This is a genomic window from Bradyrhizobium sp. CCBAU 11361 (assembly GCF_028128935.1).
Taxonomy (GTDB): Bacteria; Pseudomonadota; Alphaproteobacteria; order Rhizobiales; family Xanthobacteraceae; genus Bradyrhizobium; species Bradyrhizobium niftali.
The window spans coordinates 22,035-35,945 of sequence record NZ_LBJZ01000189.1 but is presented as its reverse complement, the minus strand read 5'-3'; the positions used below and the strand labels follow the sequence as shown (position 1 = coordinate 35,945).

Annotated in this window: 15 protein-coding genes; 4 read left to right on the top strand and 11 right to left on the bottom strand. The window is 65.1% G+C overall.

Features of this window, described 5'->3' with window-relative positions:
* Positions 1-20 precede the first annotated feature (20 nt).
* The gene (locus tag XI08_RS29255; RefSeq protein ID WP_271577047.1) at positions 21-881 is read left to right on the top strand and encodes a helix-turn-helix domain-containing protein; all 861 of its coding nucleotides are present in this window, start codon (positions 21-23) and stop codon (positions 879-881) included.
* Here the strand turns inward: XI08_RS29255 and dcd are convergent.
* On the bottom strand, positions 878-1,432 hold the full coding sequence (gene dcd, locus XI08_RS29250; protein WP_271577046.1) for a dCTP deaminase: 555 nt from the start codon (positions 1,430-1,432) through the stop codon (positions 878-880). The genes XI08_RS29255 and dcd overlap by 4 nt on opposite strands.
* Entirely contained in the window at positions 1,429-1,692 is a 264-nt protein-coding gene (locus tag XI08_RS29245; RefSeq protein ID WP_271577045.1) for a hypothetical protein, read from the bottom strand. Before XI08_RS29245 ends, dcd begins: the two co-directional genes overlap by 4 nt.
* A gap of 376 nt (positions 1,693-2,068) precedes the next feature.
* Here XI08_RS29245 and XI08_RS29240 point away from each other — a divergent pair, with 376 nt between their 5' ends.
* Both XI08_RS29240 and XI08_RS29235 read left to right on the top strand, forming a co-directional pair.
* Positions 2,069-2,314, top strand: a complete 246-nt coding sequence (locus tag XI08_RS29240) for a PilZ domain-containing protein (protein WP_011083489.1) — start codon at positions 2,069-2,071, stop codon at positions 2,312-2,314.
* A 78-nt stretch (positions 2,315-2,392) separates the two neighbouring features.
* A complete protein-coding gene (locus XI08_RS29235) occupies positions 2,393-3,166 on the top strand; it encodes a tetratricopeptide repeat protein (protein ID WP_271577044.1) in 774 nt (257 codons plus the stop codon).
* 35 nt (positions 3,167-3,201) lie between these two features.
* On the opposite strand, the gene XI08_RS29230 is transcribed toward XI08_RS29235, so the two are convergent.
* From XI08_RS29230 to rsmI, 7 genes are all read right to left on the bottom strand, one after another.
* Positions 3,202-4,491: an AAA family ATPase gene (locus XI08_RS29230; RefSeq protein WP_271577043.1), complete on the bottom strand. Its 1,290-nt coding sequence runs from the start codon at positions 4,489-4,491 to the stop codon at positions 3,202-3,204.
* Positions 4,488-5,222 (bottom strand): CpaD family pilus assembly protein, encoded by a 735-nt coding sequence (locus XI08_RS29225; RefSeq protein ID WP_049823314.1) that lies wholly within the window; start codon positions 5,220-5,222, stop codon positions 4,488-4,490. The genes XI08_RS29230 and XI08_RS29225 overlap by 4 nt, the downstream gene beginning before the upstream one ends.
* Before the next feature lie 56 nt (positions 5,223-5,278).
* A complete protein-coding gene (locus XI08_RS29220) occupies positions 5,279-6,796 on the bottom strand; it encodes a type II and III secretion system protein family protein (RefSeq protein WP_135178660.1) in 1,518 nt (505 codons plus the stop codon).
* Positions 6,797-6,806: 10 nt separating this feature from the next.
* Positions 6,807-7,619, bottom strand: coding sequence for a Flp pilus assembly protein CpaB (cpaB, locus tag XI08_RS29215; protein WP_271577042.1), 813 nt, complete (start codon positions 7,617-7,619; stop codon positions 6,807-6,809).
* 472 nt (positions 7,620-8,091) lie between these two features.
* On the bottom strand, positions 8,092-9,036 hold the full coding sequence (gene gshB, locus XI08_RS29210) for a glutathione synthase (protein WP_271577041.1): 945 nt from the start codon (positions 9,034-9,036) through the stop codon (positions 8,092-8,094).
* 10 nt (positions 9,037-9,046) lie between these two features.
* Positions 9,047-9,448, bottom strand: a complete 402-nt coding sequence (locus XI08_RS29205) for a YraN family protein (protein ID WP_027543763.1) — start codon at positions 9,446-9,448, stop codon at positions 9,047-9,049.
* Positions 9,435-10,385 carry a 16S rRNA (cytidine(1402)-2'-O)-methyltransferase gene (gene rsmI, locus XI08_RS29200; protein WP_271577040.1) on the bottom strand — a complete coding sequence of 317 codons (951 nt, stop codon included), beginning with the start codon at positions 10,383-10,385 and terminating at the stop codon, positions 9,435-9,437. The genes XI08_RS29205 and rsmI overlap by 14 nt, the downstream gene beginning before the upstream one ends.
* 363 nt (positions 10,386-10,748) lie before the next feature.
* Here rsmI and XI08_RS29195 point away from each other — a divergent pair, with 363 nt between their 5' ends.
* Positions 10,749-11,984, top strand: coding sequence for a penicillin-binding protein activator (locus XI08_RS29195; protein WP_271577039.1), 1,236 nt, complete (start codon positions 10,749-10,751; stop codon positions 11,982-11,984).
* Between the two features lie 149 nt (positions 11,985-12,133).
* Here XI08_RS29195 and hemW read toward each other — a convergent pair whose 3' ends face one another.
* Together hemW and rdgB are read right to left on the bottom strand one after the other, a co-directional pair.
* Complete coding sequence (gene hemW, locus XI08_RS29190) at positions 12,134-13,288, bottom strand: radical SAM family heme chaperone HemW (protein WP_271577038.1); 1,155 nt, start codon at positions 13,286-13,288, stop codon at positions 12,134-12,136.
* On the bottom strand, positions 13,275-13,910 hold the full coding sequence (gene rdgB / locus XI08_RS29185) for an RdgB/HAM1 family non-canonical purine NTP pyrophosphatase (protein ID WP_271577037.1): 636 nt from the start codon (positions 13,908-13,910) through the stop codon (positions 13,275-13,277). Before rdgB ends, hemW begins: the two co-directional genes overlap by 14 nt.
* Position 13,911: the final 1 nt, after the last annotated feature.

Here is a 13,911-nt window from a genome sequence, read left to right as displayed (position 1 = left end):
TCTCACGTATAAGGGTCAGTATGAACAGGCTGACCAGAGAAGACCGCGCCAAGATTTTGCAGCTGCTCTGCGAAGGCATGGCAATCCGTGCGATCTCGCGGGTTACTGGCGCCAGCAAGAACACCATCGCAAAGCTGCTGGTAGATGCAGGCCGCGCCAGCGCCGCCTACCAAGACCGCGTGCTGCGCAATCTCCCCTGTAAGCTGGTCCAGGTCGATGAAATCTGGAGCTTTGTCTACGCGAAGCACATGAACGTCCCCAAGGCGAAGGCCGCACCGGCCGATGCGGGAGACGTTTGGACGTGGACGGCCATCGATGCCGAAACCAAGCTGCTGGCGAGCTTCTACGTATCAGACCGCAGTTATGGCGCCGCTCGCGAGTTCATTGACGACTTGAAGGGGAGGCTCGCTAACCGCATCCAGCTTACCAGCGACGGTCACAAGGCCTATCTGCAAGCCGTCGTGGATGCCTTCGGCAACGACATCGATTATTCGATCCTCGTCAAAAAATATGGACAAGAGCCGGGCAAATCACCGGAACGGCGCTACAGCCCTGCCATCTGCATCGGTATTGAAAAAAACCCGATCATCGGTAACCCGGACATGAAGCACATCAGCACGTCTTATGTGGAGAGGGCGAACCTTACCATGCGCATGAGCATGCGCCGGTTTACTCGTCTGACCAACGGCTTCTCTAAGAAGATCGAAAACCACGCGTGCGCTATCGCGCTTCACGCGATGCACTACAATTTTGTGCGCGTTCACTCGACCCTGAAGATGACGCCAGCAATGGCTGCTGGCGTGACTCAGAGGCTTTGGGAAGTGACCGATTTGGTTGAAATGATTGAGGCTTGGGAAGCGAAGGAGTCTAGGCACCACTAGGTGGCTTGTTGGCCTAGGAACTGACCTTCGTAGGATTTGTCTGGCATTCCTAAAGTCTGCTCGAATACAAGCTGGCAAACCGCCAAGCCGGGACGCAGCCGGATTGGAAGATGACCATGATTTATGATCTCAAGTTGGATGGTGCCCTTAAATCCAGCATGGATAGTAGGAGCGGTGACGTGAACCGCCAGCCCAACGCGAGCTAGACTGCTCTTGCCCTCCACGCGGGCAGCAAGCCGCCCATGAGGCGGCAATTCTAGGCGTTCCCGCGTCCAGCCCAATACCAAATGACGAGGCGGCAAATCCCATCCAGATTCCGGAATTTGAAGCGGGTCTGTAATTTTCTTGAGAAGTTCTGTGGCCTTGTAATTTGGCATTCCCGGATCGACTGCTGTTGCCAATCCGGGAGCCTGTTCTTTAAAGAGCCGCAAAGTTGGATCGAGAGTTAGATCAACAGTAGTTGACGCATAGGCATCAGCGGGAGGCTGAGGCGAGATAGAAATCAGCCCGCTAGCTATGGAATTTTTTATCTCTCGATCCGTGAGGATCATGCGGTCGCTCTCATTTCCTCTCTAGTCAGCGCATCTTTGCTGACCCAGACGCGGCGAGCGCCTCTGGCGGTGGGGCGCGGCAATTCAACCAGTCGGTAAGTATCTTCAGTACCTACCGGCCATCCTATAACGATGGAATCTGATTCGATTGAGCGAGGATCGACAACAAGTTCCTCGGTTCCAGAGCGCGTGTGGACAGCCACCACATATTCACTCGGGTGTAGTCCCTCACCAATTTTTTCTACTTTTAAGCGCATCATGGATAGTTCTCCCATTTTCCCCACGGATGGCAAGTGGTGATTCGAGCCATGCCAGTGATTTTCTAGCGTGATAACTCTTAACCCGCCGTGAACATACAGTGAACTCACGCATCCGAGAATTGAAAATATGCTCGTTGACGACTCCGAAAACGGGCTGATTCGCTTTCAGCGCCCGCCACAATCAAACTGACCCAGCACCCACCCTCCGCAAGAACAATACGGGAACATATCCGGCGCCGCCCAGCCCTAACCAATCGTAAACGCGACGCGGACACTACGCCTCGAATGCGAGCGGCTGTCCTCAGCACATCCCAACGAATGTCCGCTACTCCTAGGGCTGCGGGATGGGCCGTGATCTAACAAGTGAACAATCAAAATGCTTGCAAATCGCCGGAGAAGCGAACGTCGGGTATGCAGCCGGCTCGCCAAGATCCATTTTGGTGCGGGCTCGCTGCCGCGGGATTGCACAATCACGGATATTTCGGACGGGGGCGTGAAAGTGGTGGCAGAATTTCTGGAAGTGCCGCCGCAATTCACCATCATCTTCGCACCCGACTATTCCCGCCAGTGCCGGCTGCGCTGGCGCATCGGCTGCGAATTCGGTGCCGAGTTCACCGATTAGGCTGCGGGGCTGACTTCCTTAACGGGAATTTAGCGTTAATCGGTAAGCATCTCTGATCAGTCGCCGAGTGATCAGAGTATGCCCAAGCGTTTGTCCCGTGCCTCTGCCCCGGCGAAATTCCTGCTGCCCGCGCTTCTGGTGCTTGCCCTCGGCGGCTGTCAGACCACCGGCATCGAGGACATCACCGGCGCGCTCGGCGGCAAGTCGGACGCCGCGAGCAAGGCCGACGCCAAGCCGGATATGGATGCATTGCGCGAGCGTTTTCGCGCTAGGCCCAGCGATCCCAACATCGCGCTCGAATACGGCAAGGCGCTGCGCGAGACCGGGCAGCGCGCCCAGGCGGTCGCGGTGCTCGAGCAGGCCGTGCTCGGCCATCCCCGCAACAAGGCGCTGCTCGCCGGCTACGGCCGCGCGCTCGCCGACAATGGCAATTTCCAGCAGGCTTTCGACGTGCTGGGCCGCGCGCATTCGCCCGAGGATCCGGACTGGCGCATCCTGTCGGCGCAGGGCGCCGCGCTCGACCAGCTCGGCCGCAACGAGGAGGCGCAGCAATATTACGCCGCGGCGCTGAAGATCGTGCCCGACGAGCCGACCGTGCTGTCCAATCTCGGCCTGTCCTATATGCTGCAAAACAATCTGCCGAAGGCCGAACAGGTGCTCGGCCGCGCTTATCAGCGCAATCAGAACGATGCGCGGGTGCGCGCCAATCTCGCGCTCGTGCTGGGATTGCAGGGCCGCGAGGCCGAGGCTGAAATCCTCGTGAAGGCAGATTTGCCGCCGGACCAGGCCGCGGCCAAGGTCGCGGCACTGCGCCAGGTGCTGGCCAAGAAACAGCAAAGGGCGGACAAATAGTCCGCCCTCTTCCCGGCCTTTGCGAGTTCAGCTCCTTACGAAGCCTTGCGATGCGGCGCGGAATTGCGGCTTGATCGGCCCTTCAGCTTCTTCAGCAACGGGCCGAGCAGCGAGCGCTTCGGCTTCTTCACCTCGCCGCGCCCGGCGAGGCGGTTCGCCATGTTCTGGAACAGCTCGGTGGTGCGGTGGCTCTTGGAGACCTCCGCGATCATCTGGCCGTTGTTGGCCGCGGTGGAGAACAGTTTCGAATCGAACGGGATCACCGCGATCGGCTGGCTCTCCATGGTCTTGACGAACGACTTGACGTCGATCTCCGCGCGCTTGTGCATGCCGACCTGGTTGATGCAGTACAGCGGCGGCCGGTCGTTCGGCCGCGCCGCCTTCAGCACGGTCAGCATGTTCTTGGTGTTGCGCAAGTTGGCGAGATCGGGCTCGGCCACGATCACGATGTCGTCGGCGTTGATCAGCGCGCGCCGCGTCCAACCCGACCATTGATGGGGGACGTCGAGCACGATGCAGGGCGTGGTCATGCGCAGCGTGTCGAACACCGCGTCGAAGGCCTCCGCGCCGAAATCGTAGACCCGGTCGAGGGTGGCAGGCGCGGCCAGAAGGCTGAGGCGCTCGGTGCATTTGGCGAGCAGGCGCTCCATCAGCGCCGTGTCGGGCCGGTCCTGCGACAGCACCGCGTTGGCGATGCCCTGCACCGGGTCCTGGTTGTAGTCGAGGCTCGCGGTGCCGAAGGCGAGGTCGAGGTCGATCACGACGGAATCGAGCGCGAGGTCGCGAGCGATGGTCCAGGCCACATTGTGCGCGACGGTGGACGCGCCGACGCCGCCCTTGGCGCCGACCACCGCGATGACGCGGCCGGTGATGATGGCTTCGGACGCCGAGAACAGGCTGCAGATCGAACGGACCACGTCGAGCGTTTCGACCGGTCCCACCACATAGTCGTTGACGCCGCGACGCACCAGCTCGCGATAGGGCGCCGTGTCGTTGGGGTTGCCGATCACGACCACGCGGGTGCCGGGATCGCAGACGCCGGCGAGATCGTCCAGGCCCTCCAGGATGTCGCGCGTGCCGTCGGATTCGATCACGATCACGTTCGGCGTCGGCATCGATTCATAGACTTCGATCGCCGCGGCGAGGCCGCCTTCCTTGGCGGTGACATGCGCCTTGGCAAGCCTGCGATCCTGCCCGGCCGCGGTCACTGCGGCGAGCGTCTGGTCGGTCTCGCAAAAGGCTTGCACGGAAATGCGAGGAACCGGCGCAATATGCTCCTCGGGGTGCCGCGGATGGTCCGCTTCTTCGTCGTTGACGCTCGTCATCTGCCTGTATCGCTGAGCTTGGCCTTGTCGGCCTCGGGGTTGGGAGTCGCGACCGGCGTGCCCTTGCGATAGCGTTCGAAGGCGATGTCGCGACGTGCGGTATAGACCGGCGTTTCGGCACGCGGCTGCTCGAGGTCGGCGGGATTGTCGATCATCGCCGCGAGATTGCGCTGGCTGGCGCAGCCCAGGTTGAAGTACGGCCGGTTCTCGTTGTAGCCGGGGTCGAGGATGGACGGACCGACGTCTTCGGGCCACAGCCCGCAGGGGCCGGCGACCGCGGCGATGCGGGAGTAGCTCAGGCGGATGGTCGGCAGCAGTCCGGGATCCTCGGGCCGATAGGGATGCTGGACGATGGCACGCGACGGCACGCCGCTGGATGCGAGCACGGAACGGATTTCCCGATAGGTCGCCGCGGCGGCACGCGAATTCGCGGCGTCGATCGGCACATCGACGACGACGGACCCGGTGCCTTCGCGCACCCAGTCCCGGGCGATGCCCGCGACGTCGGACTGCTGTTCGGCCGAGAGGCCGCCTCTCGCCTTGCCGACGAAAATCACGATCGACTTCTTGGCTTCCTGCACAGCGATCGGATGGCGCTGGCGATAATCGGTCGGCACCGTCTGGGTGACGATCTCGCCCGTGGTGTTGCACGCACCCAGCATGACGGAGAGCCCCGTCAGCGCCAGCGCGACGCTTAAGCCGCGACGTCGATCGGTCATGGTCTTCGTCATCGCTTGATCCCCTCTTGCCCCGATCCTTGCCCCGTTCCCCAAGCCGTCCGTCGGTCTCAGTCGATGATGAAGCCGAAATCGCCGCGGGCGCCGTCGATCGGATCGACGCGGCGCGCGATGCCATAGAGGCGGTTCATGCGGCCGAGCAGCGCCGTCTGCGCGTCCGAGGCCGGCGCAAAGCCGTCGTCGGGCCGCGACAATTCCTTCTGGGCGACCGCGCGCACCACATAGGGCGTCACGATCACCATCAGCTCGGTCTCGTTGTTGACGAAGTCCTGGCTGCGGAACAGCGCGCCGATGATCGGCACCTGGTCGACGCCGGGCAGGCCGTTGATCGCCTGCTTGGTCTGCTGCTGGATCAGGCCGGCCATCGCCATCGAGCCGCCCGAGGGAATCTCGAGCGTGGTCTCGGCGCGGCGGGTCTGGATCGAGGGGATGGTGATCGAGCTGGTCTGGCCCGCGGACACCGCCTGCGTCACGGAGATGGCGTTCTGATTCGACAGCTCCGAGACTTCGGTCATCACGCGCAGGCTGATACGTCCCTCGCTGAGCACGACCGGCGTGAAGTTCAGGGAGATGCCGAACTTCTTGTAGGTGATCTGGGTGGTACAGACGTGAGTGACCGGATCGCAGGAATAGCCCGCAGGGATCGGGAATTCGCCGCCGGCGATGAAAGTGGCCGACTCGCCGGAGATCGCCGTCAGGCTCGGCTCGGCCAGTGTCCGCATCACGCCGGCGCTTTCCATCGCGCGCATCGTGGCGTTGACGGTGGCCACGCCTTTTGCGAGTCCGGTAAGACCGAGCCCGTTGCTGGTGACGAGCGGGCCGCCCGAGACCGAGAACGGGTTGGAATTGTTGAAGTTCACGACCGCGGTGCCGGCATTCAGGCTGGCGCTGAGATCGACGCCCAATTGCTTGACGATGTCGCGGCGCACTTCGCCGACGACGACCTTGAGCATCACCTGGTCGCGGCCGCGCACCACGATGTTGTTGACCACCTTGTCGGAGCCGCCGACCAGCTTGGCGGCGACGTCGCCGGCCTGCTGCGCCTCGACCGGGCTCGACACCGAGCCGGTCAGCATCACGCTGTCGCCGACGCCTTCGATCTGCACGCCCGGCAGCGACTGGCGCAGCGCGGCACGCATGCCGTTGAGGTCGCGCTTCACCGCGATGTCGTAGGCGGCGACCTGCTGGCCGTCGGCGGTGAAGAACACGACGTTGGTCTGGCCGACCTGGCCGCCGATGATATAGGCGCGCTGGGCCGAGCGGATCACCGCGTTGGCGATCTTGGGATCGGCCACCAGCACATCCTTGACCTCGCGGGGCAGGTCGATGACGACCGACTTGCCGACGCCGAGCGACAGGAAACGCGTCTTCGCCGGCGCGATCGTCCCGACCGACGCCACGCCGAGATCCGGCGCCTGCATCGGCGCCTGGTCGCCGACCGGCGTTTCGGCGGCGCCGACGAGACTGGGCGCTGCGAGCAGCCCCAGCATCAACATCGCCCCCGTCCAGAACGTGCGTGCGCGATTCCCCCGAATGCGCAAGCCCGCCCGATCATCCCCGTAGTTCATTATGTCCCCATCACTTCTGTGACGTCAGTTGTCGCACCTGGACGCCGTAGCGGATCACGTTGACTCCGCCGGAACGCTTGATCGCCAAATCCTCGGCCGTGAGCTCGGTTGCGTTGGCATCGACGATGCTCCGCAGCGCAAGCTGGAGCGTGCCGCCCTGGCGCGCGGCGGCGAGCGTTGCGACCTGGTCCGGCTTGAGCTCGAGCGTGACGGTCTTGCCGAGCACGGCGTTCTGGCCGTCCTTTTCCTTCGGCGCCTGGTCGATCGCGAGCACGCGGACATTGCTCAGGATGACCTCGGACAGGATGAGGTCGTTGCCCGCGGTCGTGCTGTTGGGGTCGGGACTCTTCAGGCGGCGGGTCAGGACGATGTCGACGCGGTCGTTCGGCAGGATGAAGCCGCCGGCGCCGGTCTCGGCTGAAATCTCGGTGGAAACGGCGCGCATGCCCGACGGCAGAATCGCGGCCATGAAGCCGGAGCCCTCGGCCCTCACCAGCTTCTGCTCGCGGATCGGCTCGCCCTGCATCAACGGCACGCGCGCGATCGAGCCGGCGATCTGGCTCTGCGCCTCGGGCCTGCTGTCGCGGCGGATGAAAGCGCTGCTCGCGGTGGTCGACGGCCAGGTCTGCCATTGCAGGTCCTCGGCCTTCACGGCCTGGCCGAGCTGGATGTCGTTTTTCGCGACGAGAACCTCGACCGTCGGCAGCTTCTCGGCGACGGGAAGGGCGGGCGCGGGCTTGTTGTCATAACCGCTCGCCAGATACGCAGCGACGCCGCCGGCGCCCAGCGCGATGACGAGAACGACAATGCGTGCGGTATTCATACGCCTCTACTCTTACGCGGGGTACTCGAACCGCACGTGGCGGGTTCCCCTGTGTCGATGAGTAGGGAATAAAAGTATAAGGGGTGTTGCGAGGCCGAATGCGATGAGCGGCCACGGCCCGAGTTCTGGGCAGATGGTGAACGGCGCGTTATTCGGTCGGCCAGCGGCCACCGTAGATTCACGCAGTACGAGACGTTCGTCCGAACGATGCGCGCGGCGTCATGGTGAACGGGTGGTTAGTGGCTCGTGGGACTCCGCGCCGCCATGGTGTCACCTCAGCATGCCGCGCCGACACAGGTGATCCGTCATCCTGAGGTGCGAAGCTTGCGATGCAACGCATCGCGAGGTGAGCCTCGAAGGATGTACGGCCGGGATGCGGCCGGGCCGTCGCCCTTCGAGGCTCGCCGAAGAGGCGAGCACCTCAGGGTGACGGTGAGGGAGTGAGTATCCGGGAGACGAAGTGAGAGGCGCCTCACTTCGCCCGCTTCTGCTCGATCGTGTCCCAGAGCTTTGCCGCGACATCAGGGCCGCCGAGACGCGCGATGGCGCGGATGCCGGTTGGCGATGTCACGTTGATCTCGGTGAGGTTGCCGTTGATGACGTCGATGCCGACGAACAGCAGGCCGCGCTCGCGCAGCGCCGGGCCGACGGTGGCGCAGATCTCGCGTTCGCGCGGGGTGAGCTCGGTCTCCTGCGCCGCGCCGCCGCGCACCATGTTGGAGCGGAGGTCGTCGGCGGCGGGCACGCGGTTCACGGCGCCGGCGAACTCGCCGTTGACGAGGATGATGCGCTTGTCGCCGTGCTTCACCTCGGGGATGAACTGCTGGATCACCCAGGGCTCCTTGAACGTGACCGAGAACATGTCGAACAGCGAGCCGAAATTCATGTCCTGCGGCATCACGCGGAACACCGCCGCGCCGCCATGGCCGTGCAGCGGCTTCATCACGACGGCGCCGTGCCTGTCCCGGAATGCGTTGATCTCATCCAGGTCGCGCGAGATCAGCGTCGGCGGCATCAGCTGCGGAAAGTTCATCACGAACAGCTTTTCCGGGGCGTTGCGCACCGAGGCCGGATCGTTGACGACCAGCGTCTTCGGATGGATGCGCTCCAGGAAATGCGTCGAGGTGATGTAGGCGAGGTCGAACGGCGGGTCCTGGCGCAGCAGCACCACGTCGAAGCCGCTCAGCGCCTCGCGCTTGGGCTCCCCGAGGGTGAAATGATCGCCCGGCTCGTCGCGCACGGTCAGCAGCTGCACCGGCGCGACCAGCTCCTCGCCGACCATCGAGAGCTTGTCGGGCGTGTAGTAGGACAGGCCGTGGCCGCGCTTCTGCGCCTCCAGAAGCAGCGCAAAGGTGGAATCGCCCTTGATATTGATGCGAGCGATGGGGTCCATCTGGACGGCGACGTTCAGTTTCATGGTCTGCCTTTCAGGTCGAGGCGTCGAATGCTGCCAACACATGGCGCGGAAGTGACCGCGGCGCAATCAGCATGGCGTCGAATCGCAATTCGAATTCGGCATGCTCGGGATGCGCGACGAGCCAGCCTTGCGCGGCGTCGATGATGCGCTGCTGCTGGCGCGGCGTCACGGCAAAGGCGGCATCGTCCAGACTCGCGCGGGCCTTGACCTCGACGAAGGCGATCAGGTTGCGGCGGCGCGCCACGATGTCGATCTCGCCATGCGGGGTGCGATAGCGCTTGGCGAGGATGCGATAGCCCTTGGCCATGAGATAGGCGGCGGCGCGGCTCTCGGCCGAGATGCCGGTGCGGAACGCGGCGACGCGCTCGGGCGAGGCGACTTTCGGTTCCGCTCCGCCCTCAGTCTTCGCCATCGCCGCCCCGCAAATCTTTTGCGAGCTCGAGTGCGCGGGCATAGACCGCGCGCCGCGGCCGGCCGGAAAGCTCGACGGCATGGGCCACGGCGTCCTTGACGCTGTGGGTGGCCAGCTGCGCGCGCAGGAGATCGTCGAGCGCATCCGATGTCAGCATCTCGGCGTCCGCCGCAGGCGGTGCGATCACCAGCACGAACTCGCCGCGCGTCTCCAGCGTGTCCGCCTCGCGTGCCAGCTCGTTCAGCGTCGCGCGCGAAATCTCCTCGTGCAGCTTCGTCAGCTCGCGGCAGATCGCGGCCTCGCGCGTCCCCATGATCTCGGCGAGCTCGGCGAGCGTGTCCTGCACGCGGTTGCCGGATTCGAACATCACCAGCGTCGCATCGATGCGGGCAAGCTCGGCAAGGCGCGACCTGCGCGCGGCGGATTTTGCCGGCAGAAAGCCCTCGAAGAAGAAGCGGTCGGTCGGCAATGCGGCGACCGACAGCGCCGCCAGCACCGAGGACGGGCCGGGCAGCGCGTAGACGGCATGGCCGGCGGCGCAGACCTCGCGCACCAGCTTGAAGCCGGGATCGGAGATCAGCGGCGTGCCGGCGTCCGACACCAGCGCGACCGAGCCGCCTTGCGAAAGCCGCTCCAGGATCTTCGGGCGCGCGGCCTCGGCATTGTGCTCGTGATAGGGCTTGAGCTGCGCGGAAATGTCGTAGCGCTCGGTCAGGCGCCGCGTGATGCGGGTGTCCTCGCAGGCGATGACATCGACCCCGGCGAGCGTCTGAAGCCCGCGCAGCGTGATGTCGCCGAGATTGCCGATCGGGGTTGCGACCAGATGGAGGCCTGCGGCGGCTTTCGGCGCCACAAGACGATGGGCATCGATGGAGAAGCCGCGCGGTGCGGCGTCTGTGCCTTCAGGCGTATTTATCGGGGCCGGCTTTGCGCGCATAATGAAACGAACTTAGGCATGATCCACGGGGCTGGGAACCGGTCCTCCGAAAATGATCGTGCCGGGGCAAGAGGGCAAGCGAGGGGCGAGGCAGGAACTGAAGAGGACGGGAATGTGATCCATCCGGGATCACATTCGTGAGGGGATCAAGCACCAGCGCCATATTCGCGGCGGAAACGCCGCCTTGATGCTGGGTGACGAACGGCAGACAGCTAACCAGGAATTGATGTGCGGCTGCGTTAAGCGATCATTATCCTTTTGTTTTGGTTAACTATTTGCCGACAATATGCCTGAATCCGCGGCTTCTGTCGCGGCAAGTTTGTTGTGACCGGCCGACGACGGCAGGTCAGAAGAGAAGCTGTCATGCTGGGCCCGCGTCATCCAAAGTCTTCCGATCCGGGGCCCCAATCGTCGGGTGCGACCCGGCGGAGTGCGCTCGGCCTGTTGCTCGGCGCGCCGCTGCTGTCGGCCTGCGCCGGCGTGCAGCAGAGCCTCAGCCAGTTCTCCAATCCCTTCAGCAGCTCCTCCGCGCCCCCGGCTCAGCCGGCCGGCCCGCCGCAACAGGCCACGACCGCCGGCACCGGCGGGGTGAAGGTCGCCGTGATCCTGCCGCTCTCGGCCGCCGGCAACGCCGGCCTTGCCGCGCAGTCCATGCGCAACGCCGCCGAGATGGCGCTGGCCGAATTCCAGAATCCGAACATCCAGCTGCTGATCAAGGACGACAATGGCAGCCCGCAAGGCGCGCAGGCGGGGGCGCAGCAGGCGGTCGACGAAGGCGCCGAGATCATCCTGGGACCGCTGTTTGCGCAGTCGGTGCCGGCGGTGGCGCAGGTCGCGCGCACGCGCGGTATCTCGGTCATGGCGTTCTCGACCGATTCCAGCATCGCCGGCCGCGGCGTCTATCTGCTGAGCTTCCTGCCGGAGTCCGACGTCAACCGGATCGTCGAATATTCCGCCAGCATCGGAAAGCGCTCGGTCGCCGTGCTCGTGCCCGACAATGCCTATGGCAACGTGGTCGAGGCCGCGGTGAAGGCTGCGGTGCCGCGGCGTGGCGGCCGCATCGTTGCGTTCGAGAGATACGGTGCCGATCGCGCCACGCCGGCGCGCGCCGTGGCGCAGCAGCTCGGCAGCGCCGATGCGCTGTTCATCGCCGACGACGGCGATGCGGTGGTGACGGTCGCCGATGCGATGACGGCCGCAGGCGCGAACTTGCGCAACATCCAGCTGCTCGGCACCGGCCTGTGGGACAGTCCGCGCGTCTACGCGAATGCGAACCTGCAAGGCGGCCTCTACGCCGCGCCGGATCCGGCCGGCTTCCGCGCTTTCTCCGGCCGCTACCGCACCAAATACGGCGCCGAGCCGATTCGCACCGCAACGCTCGCCTATGACGCGGTCGCCCTCGTCGCCGCGCTCGCGCGCACGCAAGGCACCACGCGCTTCTCGTCCGACGTGCTCACCAATCCTTCCGGCTTTGCCGGCATCGACGGCCTGTTCCGCTTCCGCGCCGACGGCACCAACGAACGCGGCCTCGCGGTGATGAAGGTGACGACCGGCGGCGGCGTCGCGGTCGCGGGCTCGCCGAAGAGTTTTGGGGCGTAGTTATTTCTCCGCCGTCGTCCTGGCGAAAGCCAGGACCCATTACCCCCAAGGGCAGTTGGGACGCGAAGCTAGTCACCTCGAGCCTTCGCCAAACCACTTCCTGTGGTTATGGGTCCTGGCTTTCGCCAGGACGACGATGGGGAGAGAGCTCAGGCCGCCAGGTCCGCAACCACCGCGTCCAGCACCGGGAATCCGCTGCTCGTCACGCGCAGGCGGCCGCTGGTATCGACGGTGATCGCACCTTCCTCGCGCAGCAGCGCGATGCGCTTGGGGTCGAGCGGGCGGCCGGAGAGGGCGGTGTAGCGCTCGGGGTCGATGCCCTCGGCGAGACGGAGTCCCATCAGCAGGAATTCGTCGGCGCGCTCCTCGCTGTTGAGAAGATCGTCGGTGACGACGCCATGGCCGCTGGTCTCGACCCGCATCAGCCAGGCTTCGGGGCGCTTCTCGGTGGCGGTGGCGTGCCTGATGCCGTCGATGTCGAGCCGGCCGTGCGCGCCGGGGCCGATGCCGGCATATTCCTCGCCGCGCCAGTAGACCAGGTTGTGCCGGCATTCGGCGCCGCGCCGCGCGTGATTGGAAATCTCGTAGGCGGGCAGGCCGAGCTTGTCGCAGGTCTCCTGCGTGATGTCGTAGAGCGCGCGCGCGACCGCCTCGTTCGGCGTCTTCAATTTGCCGGCCTGGTGCAGGCCGAAGAACGGCGTGCCTTCCTCGATCGTCAATTGATAGAGCGACAGATGCTCGGCCGCTTCGTCGATCGCGAGACGCAGCTCATCGGCCCACATCGCCGGCGTCTGGTCGGGGCGCGCGTAGATCAGGTCGAACGAATAACGGTCGAACGAGCGGCGCGCGATGGCGACGGCATCAAGCGCTTCGCGCGCGCTGTGCATGCGGCCGAGCGCCTTCAGCGAAGCATCGTCGAGCGCCTGCACGCCGAGCGAGACGCGGTTGACGCCGGCGGCGCGATAGCCGGCGAAGCGCGTCGCCTCGACGCTGGTCGGGTTTGCTTCCAGCGTGACCTCGACGTCCTTCGCCACCATCCAGTGCTTGCCGATCGCGTCGAGCACGGCGCCGACGGTCGCGGGCTGCATCAGCGACGGCGTGCCGCCGCCGAGGAAGATCGACGTGACCTCGCGGCCGGGCGCGCGCTGCGCGGTCGTTTCGATCTCGCGCCCGAAGGCGGAAGCGAAGCGCGCTTCGTCGATCGCGGCGTGGCGGACATGGCTGTTGAAGTCGCAATAGGGGCACTTCGACAGGCAGAACGGCCAGTGCACGTAGACGCCGAAGGCTTCCTTAGCGCGGCTCAAGGCAGATCTCCGCCAGTTTCACGAAGGCGCGGGCGCGGTGCGACAGGCCGAGGCCAAGCGGCGGCAGCCCGTGTTTCTCGATGCTTTCCATCTCGCCGAAAGTACGGCTGTGGCCGTCGGGCAGGAACATCGGGTCGTAGCCGAAGCCGGCGGTGCCACGCGGCGGCCAAGTCAGCGTGCCGTCAACGCGCGCCTCGACCTCGTCGAGATGATCGTCGGGCCAGGCGACGCAGAGCGCGGAGACGAAATGCGCCTTGCGCTTGTCGGGCGTGGTCGCGCCGCGCTCCTGCAACAGGCGCTCGATCCGCGTCATCGCCGCGGTGAAATCCTTGGTCGGTCCGGCCCAGCGCGCGCTGTAGATGCCCGGCGCGCCGTCGAGCGCGTCGACCACGATGCCGGAATCATCGGCGAAGGACGGCAGCTTGGTCGCCCGCGCCGCCGCGATCGCCTTGATCGCGGCGTTGCTGCGGAAATCGTTGCCGGTCTCGTCGGGCTCGTGAAGGCCGAGCTCGCCGGCCGACACCGCCTCGATGCCGTAAGGCGCCAAAAGCTCCTTCATCTCGGCGAGCTTGCCGGGATTGTGGGTGGCGATGACGAGCTTTCCGGTGATTCGGCGGTGCATG

Bases quoted from the DNA above. Each gene is read 5' to 3' on its own strand.
- XI08_RS29255 (WP_271577047.1), top strand. From the start codon at position 21: ATGAACAGGCTGACCAGAGAAGACCGCGCCAAGATTTTGCAGCTGCTC.
- dcd (WP_271577046.1), bottom strand. From the start codon at position 1,432: ATGATCCTCACGGATCGAGAGATAAAAAATTCCATAGCTAGCGGGCTG.
- XI08_RS29245 (WP_271577045.1), bottom strand. From the start codon at position 1,692: ATGATGCGCTTAAAAGTAGAAAAAATTGGTGAGGGACTACACCCGAGT.
- XI08_RS29240 (WP_011083489.1), top strand. From the start codon at position 2,069: ATGCTTGCAAATCGCCGGAGAAGCGAACGTCGGGTATGCAGCCGGCTC.
- XI08_RS29235 (WP_271577044.1), top strand. From the start codon at position 2,393: ATGCCCAAGCGTTTGTCCCGTGCCTCTGCCCCGGCGAAATTCCTGCTG.
- XI08_RS29230 (WP_271577043.1), bottom strand. From the start codon at position 4,491: ATGACGAGCGTCAACGACGAAGAAGCGGACCATCCGCGGCACCCCGAG.
- XI08_RS29225 (WP_049823314.1), bottom strand. From the start codon at position 5,222: ATGACGAAGACCATGACCGATCGACGTCGCGGCTTAAGCGTCGCGCTG.
- XI08_RS29220 (WP_135178660.1), bottom strand. From the start codon at position 6,796: ATGAACTACGGGGATGATCGGGCGGGCTTGCGCATTCGGGGGAATCGC.
- cpaB (WP_271577042.1), bottom strand. From the start codon at position 7,619: ATGAATACCGCACGCATTGTCGTTCTCGTCATCGCGCTGGGCGCCGGC.
- gshB (WP_271577041.1), bottom strand. From the start codon at position 9,036: ATGAAACTGAACGTCGCCGTCCAGATGGACCCCATCGCTCGCATCAAT.
- XI08_RS29205 (WP_027543763.1), bottom strand. From the start codon at position 9,448: ATGGCGAAGACTGAGGGCGGAGCGGAACCGAAAGTCGCCTCGCCCGAG.
- rsmI (WP_271577040.1), bottom strand. From the start codon at position 10,385: ATGCGCGCAAAGCCGGCCCCGATAAATACGCCTGAAGGCACAGACGCC.
- XI08_RS29195 (WP_271577039.1), top strand. From the start codon at position 10,749: ATGCTGGGCCCGCGTCATCCAAAGTCTTCCGATCCGGGGCCCCAATCG.
- rdgB (WP_271577037.1), bottom strand. From the start codon at position 13,910: ATGCACCGCCGAATCACCGGAAAGCTCGTCATCGCCACCCACAATCCC.